This window comes from Arthrobacter sp. 131MFCol6.1, from assembly GCF_000374925.1.
Taxonomy (GTDB): Bacteria; Actinomycetota; Actinomycetes; order Actinomycetales; family Micrococcaceae; genus Arthrobacter.
This window is the reverse complement of record NZ_KB895546.1, coordinates 59,975-75,219: the sequence shown is the minus strand read 5'-3', so window position 1 is coordinate 75,219 and position 15,245 is coordinate 59,975. Positions and strand designations below refer to the sequence as shown.

General features: G+C 69.1%; 10 protein-coding genes and 1 tRNA gene. 8 read left to right on the top strand and 3 right to left on the bottom strand.

Translation table 11 applies throughout. The features are described 5' to 3' along the window. Positions 1-24 precede the first annotated feature (24 nt). The gene (gene rsmI, locus C566_RS0112435; protein WP_018774673.1) at positions 25-945 is read left to right on the top strand and encodes a 16S rRNA (cytidine(1402)-2'-O)-methyltransferase; all 921 of its coding nucleotides are present in this window, start codon (positions 25-27) and stop codon (positions 943-945) included. Positions 946-1,238: 293 nt separating this feature from the next. Beyond that, positions 1,239-2,738 carry an NAD-dependent succinate-semialdehyde dehydrogenase gene (locus C566_RS0112430; protein WP_018774672.1) on the top strand — a complete coding sequence of 500 codons (1,500 nt, stop codon included), beginning with the start codon at positions 1,239-1,241 and terminating at the stop codon, positions 2,736-2,738. Between the two features lie 9 nt (positions 2,739-2,747). Here C566_RS0112430 and C566_RS0112425 read toward each other — a convergent pair whose 3' ends face one another. From C566_RS0112425 to C566_RS0112415, 3 genes are read right to left on the bottom strand one after another with little or no spacing between them, the layout of a single operon-like run. Further along, positions 2,748-5,297, bottom strand: a complete 2,550-nt coding sequence (locus C566_RS0112425) for a transglutaminase TgpA family protein (protein ID WP_018774671.1) — start codon at positions 5,295-5,297, stop codon at positions 2,748-2,750. Further along, complete coding sequence (locus C566_RS0112420; RefSeq protein ID WP_018774670.1) at positions 5,294-6,823, bottom strand: DUF58 domain-containing protein; 1,530 nt, start codon at positions 6,821-6,823, stop codon at positions 5,294-5,296. The genes C566_RS0112425 and C566_RS0112420 overlap by 4 nt, the downstream gene beginning before the upstream one ends. A 14-nt stretch (positions 6,824-6,837) precedes the next feature. Beyond that, positions 6,838-7,923, bottom strand: coding sequence for an AAA family ATPase (locus C566_RS0112415; protein ID WP_051082314.1), 1,086 nt, complete (start codon positions 7,921-7,923; stop codon positions 6,838-6,840). A 246-nt stretch (positions 7,924-8,169) separates the two neighbouring features. Between C566_RS0112415 and C566_RS0112410 the strand changes: the two genes are divergently transcribed. The 6 genes from C566_RS0112410 (at position 8,170) to C566_RS0112385 (ending at position 15,201) form a co-directional block, all read left to right on the top strand. Next, positions 8,170-9,057 carry a TatD family hydrolase gene (locus C566_RS0112410; protein ID WP_018774668.1) on the top strand — a complete coding sequence of 296 codons (888 nt, stop codon included), beginning with the start codon at positions 8,170-8,172 and terminating at the stop codon, positions 9,055-9,057. A gap of 305 nt (positions 9,058-9,362) precedes the next feature. Then, a complete protein-coding gene (locus tag C566_RS0112405) occupies positions 9,363-10,508 on the top strand; it encodes a ubiquitin-like domain-containing protein (protein ID WP_026266643.1) in 1,146 nt (381 codons plus the stop codon). Positions 10,509-10,711: 203 nt separating this feature from the next. After that, on the top strand, positions 10,712-11,551 hold the full coding sequence (gene rsmA, locus C566_RS0112400; RefSeq protein ID WP_155846873.1) for a 16S rRNA (adenine(1518)-N(6)/adenine(1519)-N(6))-dimethyltransferase RsmA: 840 nt from the start codon (positions 10,712-10,714) through the stop codon (positions 11,549-11,551). A gap of 70 nt (positions 11,552-11,621) precedes the next feature. After that, the gene (locus tag C566_RS0112395; protein WP_026266642.1) at positions 11,622-12,584 is read left to right on the top strand and encodes a 4-(cytidine 5'-diphospho)-2-C-methyl-D-erythritol kinase; all 963 of its coding nucleotides are present in this window, start codon (positions 11,622-11,624) and stop codon (positions 12,582-12,584) included. Between the two features lie 72 nt (positions 12,585-12,656). Beyond that, positions 12,657-14,486, top strand: coding sequence for an ABC-F family ATP-binding cassette domain-containing protein (locus C566_RS0112390; RefSeq protein WP_018774664.1), 1,830 nt, complete (start codon positions 12,657-12,659; stop codon positions 14,484-14,486). Between the two features lie 643 nt (positions 14,487-15,129). Then, a tRNA-Gln gene (locus C566_RS0112385) sits at positions 15,130-15,201 on the top strand. Positions 15,202-15,245: the final 44 nt, after the last annotated feature.

Sequence of the window (15,245 nt, the reverse complement as noted above, 5' to 3'; positions counted from 1 at the left end):
CCCCGGCGGCAGTAGGCTGGTCCTGTGGACCACGAACCCAGCACCTCCCCCCTTCCTACCTTCGATCCTCCCCTCGACGGCGATGCCGTCGCCGCCGTTCCCGCCCCCGGCGGCCCAGGCAGGATCGTCCTCGCGGCGACGCCGATCGGGAATACCGGCGATGCCTCGGCGCGGCTCGTGGAGTTGCTCGCGACGGCGGACATCGTCGCCGCGGAGGACACCCGGCGGCTGCACCGCCTCGTGCAGAGCCTCGGCGTCACCGTGGCCGGCCGGATCATCAGCTATCACGAGCACAATGAGGCAGCCAAGACGGCTGACCTGCTGGCCCAGGTCCGGTCCGGAAAGACCCTCGTGATGGTAACCGACGCCGGCATGCCCTCCGTCTCTGATCCGGGGTTCCGGCTGGTCGAAGGCGCCGTGGCGGCCGGCCTCACCGTCACCGCGGCGCCGGGACCCTCCGCCGTGCTGACCGCCCTGGCCCTGTCGGGCCTGCCCACGGACCGCTTTTGTTTCGAGGGTTTCCTGCCGCGCAAGGCCGGGGAACGCTCCTCGCGGCTATCAGATCTCGACGCCGAGCGGCGCACCATGGTGTTCTTCGAGGCGCCGCACCGGCTGGAACCCATGCTCAGGGCCCTCCGCGAAAGCTTTGGCGCGGACCGCCGGGCCGCCGTCTGCCGTGAACTCACCAAGACCTATGAAGAGGTCATCCGCGGGACCCTGCGCGAACTGCTCGAATGGGCCGAGTCCAGCGACGTGCGCGGCGAAATTGCCGTGGTGGTGGGCGGCGCTCCGGAACGCGACCCCGGCCGTCCCGAGGACCACGTGGCTGCCGTCAACGGGCTGATAGCCCAGGGCATCCGGCTGAAGGAGGCCGTCGCCGCAGTGGCCGATGACGCGAAGGTCAGCAAGCGCGAACTGTATGCCGCGGTCCTCGCCGCGCGCTGAGTCGCGCGCTAATCCAGGTGGCGTGTGCCGGGCGGCGGGTTTCCGCGCGTCGGCGGGCTTCAGCGGCCGACTGGAACCGGACTCCGGGCTCCCGCAGATCGGTTGTGCAGCTGCACAGCATATTCTGGATCGGGTAGTGCGCAGATGCATAGACTTGCCAGTGAGCGCGGCAGTACCGTGGCAGTAATCCAGACGCCCGTGCCTGCCTGTGGGAACGAGCGCCTACACCGAAAACTAATTCAAAAGACTTGTGCCCAAACTAGTTGAACCGAATTGCTGACGAGGGAGTCATTGTGACTGTAACTGCCCAGCCTATTGTTTCCGCGGAGCGGGAGAGCGCCCTGCTGGCGTCCGTTCCGACGGGCCTGCTGATCAACGGCGAGTGGCGTCCGGCCGCGTCCGGGAAGACCTTCGACGTCGAGGACCCCGCGACCGGGAAGGTCCTGCTCAGCATTGCCGACGCAGGTCCCGAGGACGGCAAGGCGGCCCTGGACGCCGCCGCCGCCGCGCAGGAGTCCTGGGCCAAGGTCCCGGCCCGCGAACGCGGCGAGATCCTGCGCCGCGCCTTCGAACTGGTCACCGAACGGGCCGAAGACTTCGCCCTCCTGATGACCCTGGAGATGGGCAAGCCGCTGGCCGAGGCCCGCGGCGAGGTCACCTACGGCGCCGAGTTCCTGCGCTGGTTCTCCGAGGAAGCCGTCCGCGCGTTCGGCCGCTACTCGGTCTCCCCGGACGGCAAGTCCCGGCTGCTGGTGACCAAGAAGCCGGTGGGCCCGTGCCTGCTGATCACGCCGTGGAACTTCCCCCTGGCCATGGCCACCCGCAAGATCGCCCCCGCGGTCGCCGCCGGCTGCACGATGGTGCTCAAGTCCGCCAACCTGACCCCGCTGACCTCGCAGCTGTTCGCCGCCGTCATGCAGGAGGCCGGCCTGCCCGCCGGCGTCCTGAACGTCATCCCGACCTCCACCGCCGGGGCCACCACGGGTCCGCTGATCAAGGATCAGCGCCTGCGGAAGCTGTCGTTCACCGGTTCCACCGAGGTCGGCCGGCGGCTGCTGGCCGATGCGTCAGAGACGGTACTGCGGACCTCGATGGAACTCGGCGGGAACGCCCCGTTCGTGGTCTTCGGGGACGCCGACATCGACGCCGCCGTCGCGGGGGCCATGCTGGCGAAGCTGCGGAACATGGGCGAGGCCTGCACCGCGGCGAACCGGTTCATCGTGCACGAGTCCGTCGCGGCCGAGTTCGCGGAGAAGTTCGCCGCGAAGATGGCGGACATGACCACGGCCCGGGGCACCGAGGCCGAGTCCAAGGTCGGCCCGCTGATCGATGCCAAGAGCCGGGACAAGGTCCACGAACTCGTCACCGACGCCGTGAACTCCGGCGCGGTCGCCGTGACCGGTGGCTCCGCCGTCGAGGGCCCGGGCTACTTCTACAAGCCCACGATCCTCACCGGCGTGAGCGAGGGCAGCCGGATCCTGTCCGAGGAAATCTTCGGCCCCGTCGCCCCGATCATCACCTTCGACACCGAGGACGAGGCCGTCCGGCTCGCGAACAACACCGAGTACGGGCTGGTGGCCTACGTCTTCACCCGGGACCTGAACCGGGGCATCCGGATGGGCGAACGGCTCGAGACCGGCATGCTGGGCCTGAACGCCGGCGTGGTCTCCAACGCCGCTGCCCCGTTCGGCGGCGTCAAGCAGTCCGGCCTGGGCCGCGAAGGCGGCCTCGAGGGCATCGAGGAATACCTCTACACCCAGTACATCGGCATCGCCGACCCCTACGCCGGCTAGCCACACACGCTAGCGGCGGCGCACCCGGCGGACGGAGTTGCGGATCTTCCCCCAGGATCCCGCAAACCCCCGCCGGGTGCGTTGTGCTGTCCGGGAGAGGATCCCGCGGGGCAGCTGCAGGGACCGTCGCCAGCCGGACATGACCGACGGCGGCAGCCAGGCCGCGCGCAGCCGGACCAGGAATCCCGCGTTGGCTCGCAGCGAGGCCTGCACCAGGGCGACCCTGGCCGCGGCGGAGTCGACAAGATCGTCGGAGCCTGCGGAGCCTGCGGAGCCTGCGTTCCGCGCCGGACCGGCGGCGCCGCCCGGGCGGCCGTACTGCTCACGTTCAAAGTCCTCGGTCAGGGCGGCCGCGGCCCGCTGGCCGGGCCCGTCCGCAACGCCGGGTTCCGCCATGGCCTCCGAGGCGCGCAACCGCTCGGAGAAATGCCGCGGCGTCTCGCTCGCTCCGGGCGCCATTCCGTAGTCCGTGGCCAGATCCCGCAGTTCCGCCCAGGCCGGCAGGGCCGTCCCGCCCGTGGCGCCGGGATAGCCGCGGTCCGCCGTCCTCAGCCTGCGCCGCCGCACGCCGCTGCGCACCAGCCGCGGGGAGGCCACCAGCAGCGCCAGCAGCAGCACCGCGGCAACGCCGTACAGCACCTGTGCCGCCTGCGCCCCGCCGGGCGCCGCCGTGCCCGCTCCCGGCACTGGGACCGGGACGGGGATGGGGAACGGTGCCTGGGTGGACCCGTCCCCGGGGGTCAGGGCGTCGTTGCGATCATTGGTGCTGGCACCACTGGGCGCGGAGGCATCCGTGGCGTACGCCGGAACGACGCCGCGGGACGGAGTCGGCTCAAACGCGACCCAGCCGATGCCCTGGAAGTAGAGTTCCGGCCAGGCGTGGGCGTCCCGGGCATCGACCTCGAATTCCGGAAGCGGACCCTGGCCCGAGACCGCCACTGTGGCCCCGGTGGGGCGCCCCGGCGCGTAGCCCACGGCGATCCTGCTCGGAATGCCCTCCAGCCTGGCCATCACGGCCATGGCGGAGGCGAAGTGAATGCAGTAGCCGCTCTTCTGGATAAGGAAGTCCGCCAGCACGGACAGGCCGTTGCCGTCGTAGCCGCCCTGCACAGGGGACTGCAGGGAGTAGCTGAACTCGGTGGAGCGCAGGTACCTCTGGATGGCCATGGCCCGCGCATACGGCGAGTTGGCACCCGCCGTCACCGTGTTGGCCGTGCTGCGCACAACCTCCGGAACATTCGACGGTTCCCGGAGGAACTGCTCGGGGACACCGCGCACCGGCCCGGAAGCCCCCGCCAGCAGTGCTGCCGTGAGCTGGGGAGTCACGGACGAGACCACGTACTGCTGGTCGCGGGAATTTGTGTCCACCCCCTTGATGCTCAGCGTGGCAGGATCCCAGCTCCAGCGACCCGAGAGGCCGTTGACAGCTTCCGGCGCATACGGTGCCGGCAGGTAGGGGCTCGTGTACTGGCCGGTGTTGACGGCCGTAAGCACGCGGATCTCGGCCGGGGCGGCCTCATGCCCGGCCTCGATCCTGCCGGTTCCCGGTTGCCGGCTTGACTCCCGGTCATCGGGTGACCAGGAATCGCCGTCAAAGTTGTCCACCGTCACCGAGCGCAGGTACGGTGTCGTCGGCGCGTTCGTGGCGAAGGTGATCCGGCCCTCGCCGGAAGGGCTGCGCAGGCTGGTGCCCAGGCTGATCATCGGATTCAGGCCGGTGGCGCCGCCGAACGGGTTCAGCCGCGAGCCCTGCGGGAAGGTGCCCTGATCGAAACCCGGGATGACCAGCTGCAGCACCAGCGTGAGGGTCAGCGCCGCGACGGCAGTGACCGCGCCGCGCCGAAGCTGGCCGGGGTTGCGGGCGGTGTCGGCCAGGGTGCGGGTATCCGGCGTGTACCAATGGCTGCACCCGAGGATCAACAGGTACCCGACGGCGGCGCCCACGAACCCCAGCACCCCCACGCTTTGTGGCTTGACCATGGCCGGCACCACGAGGATTGCCAGGATCCCCATCCCGCTCGTGGCCGGCAGCGCCAGCGGGAACGCCAGGGCATCGATCAGGATCACCAGCAGCCCGAGGACCGCGCAGATCAGCATGACGATTCCGGCGTTGGGGGCCACCGGGGTGCTCTCGGCCAGGACCGTCTCGCTGGCCCGCCGGAGGAACTTCCCCAGGTAGTTCATGGTCTCCGGGGACGGGATGAACCCCGCAATGCTGTGCTGCCGGAAGAAAATGAAGGTCACGGCCACGATCAGCGTCAACAGGCCGCCGGCAGTCACCAGCCAGGGCCGGGCACGCAGGGACCGGAGCACCGCGAGGGAGAACGCAACGGAGAGGACCGTACTGAATACCGGGGAGTACCAGGCCCACCCACGCAGAACGCCGTTGAATCCGAGGGCCGCGCCCGCGACGGCCACCGCGACGGCGGCCGCCATCACCCAGGGCTGGGCGCCGCGTGTGTCCGGCCGGGACGCTGCGCCGGAGGGCAGGACTGTCGGTTCTTCCGTGCCGGCCGTGCCTGTGCCGGATCCGTGGCTGCGCTGCGGGGCGAGCGTCATGGCCGGCCTCCCACGCCGCGGCGGACGTCAGCCGCGGCGGACATCGCCGTATCTGCCCGGTCGAAGGCCGCCCAGGCGTCAGGCAGCGAGCTCTGGGCGGATACCGCCAGGGCCCGCCATCCGCCCCGCCGCAGCGCCTCCAGCACCTCGGGCATTTCGCCGGAATCCGGTGCATGGTCCGTGACCAGCAGCGCGAAGGCGTTCGCGCCGAACCCGGCGGCCGGGGACAGCGCCCGGGCCTCGGCCGGGGTCAGGCCGCCCAGGACTGCCAGGACCGGTCCCCGCAGCCGGTGGGCGGAGAGTTTGTCCATCAGGGTGTCGTCGAAGGCCTGCGGGGCATTCCCGGTGCCAGCCGCGGCCCCGGAACGGAATCCGCGCGGCGCGGAGGATCCGGTATTGGTTCCCGCCGCGGCCTCCTGCGGGCGGGCCTGGGGGCGGGGCGCCGTGCGGTCACGGTGCGGGTGGGTGTGGAGCGGGCCGGAAAGCTCGATGGCGGCCAGGCTTTCGGCGATGGACTGCAGCCCGGCCGTTCCGGTGTATTCCTCGGCTTCCGGGTCGGGAGCGGACGGCGAATTCCGGAAGGCGGGCGCACCGGCGGTGTCCAGGAACCGCAGCGAGTAGTTGCGTTCCGCGAGGTGCGCCCCGATCGACATCGCCGCCGTGACAGCCCATTCGAAGGCATCAGAGGTCAGCAGGTCATGGCCGTCCCCCTCCCCGCTCCCCGGGTGGCCGCCCGAGGAATGGGGACTGTGGCCGAACACGCCGTGGGGGTAGGCCGAGAGCCGCTGGTCCAGGATGATGGTCGCCTCGGGGGTGGTGACGGATTCCTCCTGCCGCACCATGAGGGACCCGTGGCGGGCGGTCGCGGCCCAGTGCACCCGGCGCAGCGGATCCCCGTGGCGGTATTCGCGGGTCATGACGTCGTCGTCGCTGGGGTTGGCCCGGGCCCGCGTGGGTGTGACACCGTCGTGTCCGCGGGCACCGGCCAGCCCCGTCGCCGGGAGCTCGATGGCGGCGGGCGTCACGGTGAGGAGGTCGCCGTCGTCAATCGCGTGGCGGTGGAAGGAGAGCCCGAAGGGATCGCTGAATTCCGCCGTGACGGGCCCGATCAGGAACTGGCCGCGCCTGGCCGAGCGGAGGTGGTACTCATAGCGGCTGGTGCCGCCGGCGGCCGCACGGGCCGGGAACCGGAAGACGGGCGATTCGCCGAACCGGGCCGGCAGGTGTTCCTCCATGACCGCGTGGCCTGCACCGGCCCCGGTCCGTGCGACGGCCAGCCGCACCGTGGCACGCGCGGACGTTTCAACCGGCGACGGGCTGAATTCGCGGTAGACCCGGAACCTTGGCTTCAGGACCCGGGTTCCGGCCAGGGCCAGCACCGGCAGCACCAGCAGCAGGACGGCCAGTGCCAGCAGGTCCCGGCGCCCCATGATCTGCGCGGCCAGCAGCGACACTGCACCCGCGCCCAGCAGGCCCCAGCCGCGGCTGCTGAAGAAGTGCCCGGGAAACCGATCCCTCAACGCCACGGCGGATCCACTCCCTAGCGCGGATTGGGCAGTTTGGGCGACGGCGCGGCGGCCATGGCCGAGGCCTTCCGGGCCGGGCGGCCGGTTCCGTTGGGTGAGGCCGTCACGTCCGGGGTGACGGGAATCTTGGCGATAATGGCCCGGATGACGCTTTGCGGCGTCTCACCCGCGCTGGCCGCCTTGCGGTCGAGGATGATCCGGTGGGCGAGCACCGCTTCGGCGACGCTGACGACGTCGTCCGGCAGCACGAAGTCCCGGCCCTCCAGCGCTGCGGTGGCCTTCGCCGCACGCAGGAGCTGCAGCATGGACCGCGGACTGGCGCCGAGCCGGAGATATCCGCTTTCCCGCGTGGCCCGGCCCACGGCCACCGTGTACTCCTTGATGGACCGGGACACGTACACCTGCTGCACCGTGGCAATCATGGCGGCCACTTCCGCCGCGGTGACCACTGCCGTCACGCGGGCCAGCGGAGAGGAGGCCTGGTGGGTTTCGAGCATCTCCATCTCGGACTCGCGGTCCGGGTAGCCCATGGAAATCCGGGCCATGAAGCGGTCCCGCTGCGCTTCCGGCAGCGGGTACGTGCCCTCCATTTCAATGGGGTTCTGCGTCGCCACCACCATGAAGGGCTCGTCCAACCGGTAGGACGTGCCGTCCACCGTGACCTGGTGCTCCTCCATGCACTCCAGCAGGGCCGACTGGGTCTTGGCCGAGGCGCGGTTGATTTCGTCCCCGATGACGATGTTGGCGAACACCGCGCCGTGCCGGAACTCGAAGGTCCGGGTCGCCTGGTTGTAGATGGACACGCCCGTGACGTCGGACGGGAGCAGGTCCGGGGTGAACTGGATCCGGCTGACGGAACAGTCGATGGTGCGGCCCAGCGTCTTGGCCAGGAGCGTCTTGCCCACCCCCGGGACGTCTTCCAGGAGCAGATGGCCTTGGGCGAGGAGGACGGTGAGCGCCAGTTTTGCTGCTTCGGCCTTGCCGTCGATGACCGTATTGATCGCCGTAAGGATCCGGGTGCTGGCTGAGTGGAAGGCGTCGGCGTCCATGGCCGGCAGTTCATGCCGCGGGGGCCGCTGTCCGGCTGGGTTTGGGTCCATGGAGGCGCGGCCCGGGAGGCTCTGTCCTTGGGGGAGGATGTCGTCTACGGAAGTGCGGTGGTAGTCCATCGGCAGCCTTTCAGCCCTGGTGGGTCCCGGATCTGGCCGCCCGCGGCGGCCGGGCCCCGCAGTGGCGTTCACCTGTTTCCTAACGGGGAAATTACAGAGTATTAACAGACTACTAACACAACTGCCGGCCCTGACAGAGAGTTCCGGGGAAATCTGGCCTCCGGTTAGGGTGGATGGATGCTCAATCCCCTCACCCCCGTTCCGTTCCGGTCCCCTGGCAACGACGGTACCGGACGCAGCGGGTATCCGCCCGCACCGGAACCGCTCCCCGTGCCGGTCATGGATAACCACACGCATCTGGACTTTCCCGACGCGGAACTCGAGGTGGGCGTCAAGGACGCCCTCGACGCCGCCGCCGCGGTGGGCGTCCAAGGTGCGGTCCAGGTGGGCTGCGACCTCGAATCGTCCCGCTTTACGGTCAATGCGGTCGACCTCGATTCGCGGCTCCTGGGCGCTGTTGCCCTCCACCCCAACGATGCCCCCGGCTACGCCCGGCGCGGCGGCCTGGAGGAGGCCCTGGCCGAGATTGAGGCGCTCGCCGCCCATCCGAGGATCCGGGCAATCGGGGAGACCGGCCTCGACTTCTTCCGGACCGAGGGGGAGGGGCTGGCCCACCAGCGCTATTCGTTCCGCCGCCATATCGACATCGCCAAACGGCTCGGACTGACGCTGCAAATCCACGACCGCGACGCCCATGACGACGTCGTCCAGGTCCTGCGCGAAGAGGGGGCCCCGGAGCGGGTGGTCTTCCACTGTTTCTCCGGCGGCGAGGCGCTCGCCCGGACCTGCAACGCGGAGGGCTGGTACATGTCTTTTGCCGGAACCGTGACATTCAAGAGCGCGACGGATCTGCGGGCAGCGCTGGCCATCGCGGAGCCGAGCCGGATCCTGGTCGAGACCGACGCGCCCTTCCTCACCCCGCACCCGCATCGCGGCCGCCCGAACGCGAGCTACATGGTGCCGTATACGGTGCGGGCCATGGCCCATGTGACTGGGGCGGAGCTGTCCGGGCTGTGCGCGCAGATCGCCGCAAATACGGTGCGGGCGTACGGATCCTGGGACTGAAACCGCCCTCATCCAGCCCCCCGGCATGGATACCGGGTATGCACGATTTCTTGGTTCCTTTATAACGCTTAGATTACAGTGGTCAACTATTAGCCGGGGTCGGGGAAGGCCTACGGATAATTTCACTCCAGCAGGGCGTGCATTGTGGCAAACAAACCACATGCGCGCTCTCGTTTTGGGTGAGGCAGTGCACGCATGTTCCGTGACGCTCCGGACGCAGTCTGGAGCCGCCGTTGGCGCGCTCGCGGAGGATGGCCACGTGCACTTTTCCCCGTGCCCGGAAGGTCCAAGAGATTCGGGCAATTGTGGTCAAGTTCTTCACATCGGACGGCAAGTTCAGCTTCGTCAAGGTTGGCACGCAGCTCGTGGTGCTGGTGGCACTGGTGCTGGGTCTCGTGGCCTTCGTCGGCAATAACAAGACGATCACACTCAACGTGGATGGCAAAGTCAGCTCCGTCCAGACCTTCGGCGGAACCGTCGGGGAAGTCGTCAAGAGTGCCAAGGTTGAACTGCAGCCATCTGACAGGGTGTCGCCTTCGGCGGACGCCCATGTGCAGGACGGGTCAGTCATCAACGTCAACCTCGCCAAGGCCGTCAAGGTCAGCCTGGACGGCGCCGAACGGACCATCTCCACCACCTCGCCCACCGTCGAAGGGCTCGTGACCGAACTCGGCGTGGCCAGCGCCTCGCAGGTCTCCGTGCCGAAGGACGCCCAGCTCGCCGTCTCCGGCTCCTTCGTCGCCATCTCGACGCCGAAAAAGGTAAGCCTCGTTGCGGACGGCAAGGCAGCGGCGACCACCACGACGGCGGCCACAGTGGCCAAGGTGCTCGAGGATGCCGGACTTAAGCTCGGGGCCAGCGATCGCGTCTCCCAGCCCGGGAACGCCCCCGTGGTCAACGACATGGTGATCAAGGTCTCCCGCGTCGACGTCAGCAAGACCGCCAAGACCACCGAGCCGGTCGCCTTCGAAACGCTCACCACCGAGAGCGCCGACATGTTCAAGGGGGAGAAGAAGGTCACCCAGGCCGGCGTCGCCGGCACCACCAGCAAGAACTTCAAGCTGGTCCTCGTGGACGGCCGCGAAGCCTCCCGGACCCTGGTGTCCGAGACCGTCACCGCCCAGCCGGTCACCGAAAAGGTGACTGTCGGCACCAAGGAAAAGCCCAAGCCCGCCGCCAACACCGGCGCATCCGCCCCCGCCATGATGAACCAGGGCATGTGGGACAAGATCGCCCAGTGCGAATCCGGCGGCAACTGGTCCATCAACTCCGGCAACGGCTACTACGGCGGCCTGCAGTTCGACGTCAGGACCTGGCTCGGCTCCGGCGGCGGCGCCTACGCCCCGAACGCCGCGGCGGCCACCAAGGCCCAGCAGATCGACATCGCCAACCGCGTCTACGCCCAGCGAGGCCTGCAGCCCTGGGGTTGCGGCTGGGCCGCCTCCAGCTAGCAGGCCAAGCCGGCGGCTGACCGCCCGCCGCTGAACCGCCCGACTCCCGCGGCTGCCGACCACAGCAGGGGAGAGCACAGGCCGGGTCCGGATTCCCTCCGGACCCGGCCTGCGGCGTACCGGCGCCGGGATAGGATACCTAGGTGACTGAACCGAGCCCCTCCGCCCCCGAAAGCCTGCCCGGAGCGGCGCCCGCACCGCTGATGGGTGCCTCCGATATCCGCCGGCTGGCAGAGGAAATCGGCGTGCGGCCCACGAAGACCCTCGGCCAGAACTTTGTCATCGACGGCAACACCATCCGGCGGATCGTGAACACCGCCGACATCCGGGCCGATGAGACCGTCCTGGAAGTCGGCCCCGGGCTCGGGTCCCTGACCCTTGGCCTGCTGGACGCCGCCCGCAGCGTGGTCGCCGTCGAAATCGATCCGGTCCTCGCCGGGCGGCTGCCGGCCACTGTGGGCACGTGGCGGCCGAACGCCGTCGGGAATTTCCACCTTGTCCTGGCCGACGCCATGCGGGTCACCGAGCTTCCCGTCGAGCCAACCGCGCTCGTGGCGAACCTTCCCTACAACGTGGCCGTTCCGGTGGTGCTGCACCTGCTGCAGCACTTCCCGAGCCTGCAGCACGGTCTGGTCATGGTCCAGGATGAAGTCGCCGACCGGCTCGCGGCCGGGCCCGGCTCCAAGACCTACGGCGTTCCATCAGTCAAGGCCGCCTGGTACAGCAGCATGCGCAAGGCCGGCGTGATCGGCATGAACGTCTTCTGGCCCGCGCCCAAGATCCATTCCGGGCTCGTCGCCTTCACGCGCCGGGAACCGCCCGTCACGACTGCCACCAGGGAGCAGGTCTTTGCCGTGATTGACGCCGCCTTCGCGCAGCGCCGCAAGACGCTCCGGGCCGCGCTGGCCGGCTGGGCCGGCAGTGCCGCCGAGGCCGAACGCTGCCTGCGGGCCGCCGGCGTGGACCCCACCGCACGCGGTGAAGTGATCGACATCGCGGCGTTCGCCAGGATCGCCGAAGCCCACGGGCAGCCGGACTCCTGAGCTCCTCCTCCGTTCCCCTGGGGGCCGGTGCGTGCTTGGAGCCCGGGCCGCGATGCCATAGCGTGGAGCCATGAACGCAGTGAGAGGGCGCTTTGCCGCGAGGACTGTCCGGGTGAAAGCTCCAGGCAAGGTTAACGTCTCACTGGACGTCGGACCGCTGCGGCCGGACGGCTACCACTCCGTGGCCAGCGTCTACCTTGCTGTCTCGCTCTACGAAGAAATTGCCGCCACCAGCACCGATACCGGCGAGATCACCGTCAGCATCAGCGATGCGAGCACCGTGGACCTCGATGGGGTGGACATTCCGCTCGATCACCGCAACCTGGCCTACAAGGCCGCAGCCATCATGGCCGACGTCTCGGAACACTCCACCGGTGTCCACTTGGAGATCACCAAACGGGTGCCCGTCGCTGGCGGCATGGGCGGCGGGTCGGCCGACGCCGCCGCCACCCTGCTGGCTTGCGACGCGTTGTGGAACAGCGGGCTCTCCCGCGATGAGCTGGCCCACCTGGCCGCCGAGCTCGGCGCCGATGTCCCCTTCGCGCTGCTGGGCGGCACCGCCGTCGGACTGGGCCTGGGCGATGAGCTCTCACCGGCGCTGGTCAAGGCCCAAACGGACTGGGTCCTGGTCACCGCGGACTTCGGCCTGCCCACCCCGGAGGTCTACCGCACCCTGGACCGCCTGCGCGCGGCCGAGGGCGTGGCGGTGGACGAACCCGACGCCGTCGACCCCGGCGTGCTCACCGCCCTGCGCAGCGGCGACGCCGACGCCCTGAGCCGCGTCCTGGTCAACGACCTCCAACGCGCCTCGATCGAACTGGCCCCGGGCCTGCGCGAGACCCTGGGCCGCGGCGAGGCCTGCGGCGCGATCGCAGGCATCGTCTCCGGCTCCGGGCCCACTGTCGCGTTCCTCGCGCACAGCCCCGCCGCGGCCGCCGGACTCGCCGAAGAGCTCCGCCACCACAGCCTCGACGCCTTGGCCGTGCACGGGCCGGTGCACGGGGCCCGCATCATCTCCGATACGCTCCTTTAGGAGCTTTTGACGCACCGCATCTCATGACTTCACGGCTTCACTTCACCGATACACCTAAGAAAGCAGTTCCCAGTGGCACACCTGCTCGGCGGCGAGAACCTCACGGTCTCGTATGCAACCCGTACCGTTCTCGATGGCATTACCCTCGGCCTTGAAGAGGGCGACCGGATCGGCATGGTGGGCCGCAACGGCGACGGCAAGTCAACCCTGATGCGGCTGCTGGCCATGCGCTCCACCCCGGACTCCGGCCGCGTGACCAAGCGCAGCGAGGTCAACATCGGCTACCTGGACCAGAGCGACGTGCTCGACGGCGACCTCACCGTCGGCGCCGCGATCGTGGGGGACCAGGCCGACTATGAGTGGGCCCGCAATCCCCAGATCCGCGAAGTCATGGGCGGGCTGGTGTCCGACGTCGACTGGCACGCCAACGTCCATGCGCTCTCCGGCGGGCAGAAGCGGCGTGTGGCGCTGGCCAAGCTGCTGATCGAGGACCACGACGTCATCATGCTCGACGAGCCGACCAACCACCTCGACGTCGAAGGCGTCGCGTGGCTGTCACGGCACCTGAAGACCCGCTGGCGGGCCAACCAGGGCGCCTTCCTCGTGGTTACCCACGACCGCTGGTTCCTCGACGAAGTCTGCACCAAGACCTGGGAAATCCACGACGGCATCATGGACCCGTTCGACGGCGGCTATGCCGCCTACGTCCTGGCCCGGGCGGAGCGCGACCGGTCCGCTTCCGTGATGGAAAGCAAGCGCCAGCAGCTGGTGAAGAAGGAGCTCGCCTGGCTCCGGCGCGGTGCCCCGGCCCGGACCGCCAAGCCAAAGTTCCGGATCGAGGCAGCCAACGCCCTGATCGCGGACGTCCCCGAGCCGCGCGACTCGACGGCGCTGAGCAAGATGGCCACCGCCCGGCTGGGCAAGGACGTCCTGGACCTCGAGCACGTCTCACTGGACTTCATCGGCGGCGAGGCCGGGCAGAAGCTCTTCGACAACATCACCCTGCGCCTCGCTCCCGGGGAGCGGCTGGGCCTCGTGGGCGTCAACGGCGCCGGCAAGACCACCCTGCTCAAACTCCTCAACGGCGAGATCCAGCCCACCTCCGGGAAGGTCAAGCGCGGCAAGACGGTGGTCACCGCGGTCCTGACCCAGGAGGTCAAGGAACTCGACGACGTCTCGGACCTGCGTGTGATCGAAGTGATCGAGCGGGAAAAGCGCTCCTTCAACGTCGGCGGCAAGGAATTCACCGCCGGACAGCTCGTGGAGCAGCTTGGCTTCACCAACGAGAAGCAGTGGACCCCGGTCAAGGACCTCTCCGGTGGCGAACGCCGGCGGCTGCAGCTCCTGCGCCTGCTCGTGGGGGAGCCGAACGTGCTGATGCTTGACGAGCCGACCAATGACCTCGACACCGATACCCTCGCCGCCGTCGAAGATGTGCTCGACGGCTGGCCCGGCACGCTCGTTGTGGTCAGCCACGACCGGTACCTGCTGGAGCGCGTCACGGACCACCAGATGGCGCTCCTTGGCGACGGCAAGATCCGCGCCCTGCCGCGCGGCGTGGACCAGTACCTCGAACTGCGCGAAGGGGCCCTGGCCGGCTCCACGATCACCGGCGGCGGGAATCCCGTCACGTCCGCCGGCGGGGGTTCCGCGCCCGCCGCCAGCGGCCCTTCCGAGGCCGAAAAGCGCGACGCCCGCAAGGCCAAGAACCGGATCGACCGCCAGCTGGGCAAACTCAAGCAGCAGGAAGACAAGATCCACGCCCAGATGACGGCCGGTGCCGGGGACGCCAGCAAATTCGACGAGCTCGCCGGGCTCAACGCGAAACTCCAGGAACTGGCCGGGGAACGCGAAGCCCTCGAACTCGAGTGGCTTGAGGCCCTGGAAGTGCTGGGGGAGTAGCCTCCTGCCCTCCCCGGGACATGCCCAGTGTGTGCACCCACCGCTGGACATGTCCCTCGTAGCCCCCAAAACCCACAGGACATGTCCCGCCGCGTAGACCAACACTGGACATGTCCATTGCAGGGCCTAGATCCCTCAGGACATGTCCCTCGGCGCGGCCAGGGATGGGCATATTGGCAGTATGTCCAGTGCTGGGGACCAACGCTGGGCATGTCCCGCTTAGAGGACAGGTCTCGGCGCGCCCAGGAAGACACGTTCCGCGGAGTGCGTGAATCCTGCAGGACATGTCCCGCCGCGTAGACCAACACTGGACCTGTCCATTGCAGGGCCTAGATCCCTCAGGACATGTCCCTCGGCGCGGCCAGGGATGGGCATATTGGCAGTATGTCCATTGCTGGGGACCAACACTGGGCATGTCCCGCGGAGTGCAGGGATCTTGCAGGACCTGTATCTTCGCGCAGACCAAGAATGGGCATGTCCCGTGGCACCGGCCGCACCGCCCTCCCGCACACCTACCGGCCGCGCCGCCCGGCCGCACCGCCCTCCCGCACCTGCCGGCCGCCCTTCCGCGGCCCTGAGTCGCACGAGCATCAACCTTCGTGGCAGAATTGATTCTCGTGCCACAGGTCAAGCCTGTGCACGGTCCGCTCTGGTGTAATGGCAGCACCCCGGCCTTTGGAGCCGTGGAGTATAGGTTCGAGTCCTATGGGCGGAACTTGGCGAGACACACTGCGCAACCAAGCAAGGAGAGCCAATACG

What these genes read in the sequence shown, in the direction of transcription:
- C566_RS0112425 (WP_018774671.1), bottom strand. Translation starts at nt 5,297, where the DNA reads ATGACGCTCGCCCCGCAGCGCAGCCACGGATCCGGCACAGGCACGGCC.
- C566_RS0112415 (WP_051082314.1), bottom strand. Translation starts at nt 7,923, where the DNA reads ATGGACCCAAACCCAGCCGGACAGCGGCCCCCGCGGCATGAACTGCCG.
- C566_RS0112410 (WP_018774668.1), top strand. Translation starts at nt 8,170, where the DNA reads ATGCTCAATCCCCTCACCCCCGTTCCGTTCCGGTCCCCTGGCAACGAC.
- rsmA (WP_155846873.1), top strand. Translation starts at nt 10,712, where the DNA reads ATGGGTGCCTCCGATATCCGCCGGCTGGCAGAGGAAATCGGCGTGCGG.
- C566_RS0112395 (WP_026266642.1), top strand. Translation starts at nt 11,622, where the DNA reads ATGAACGCAGTGAGAGGGCGCTTTGCCGCGAGGACTGTCCGGGTGAAA.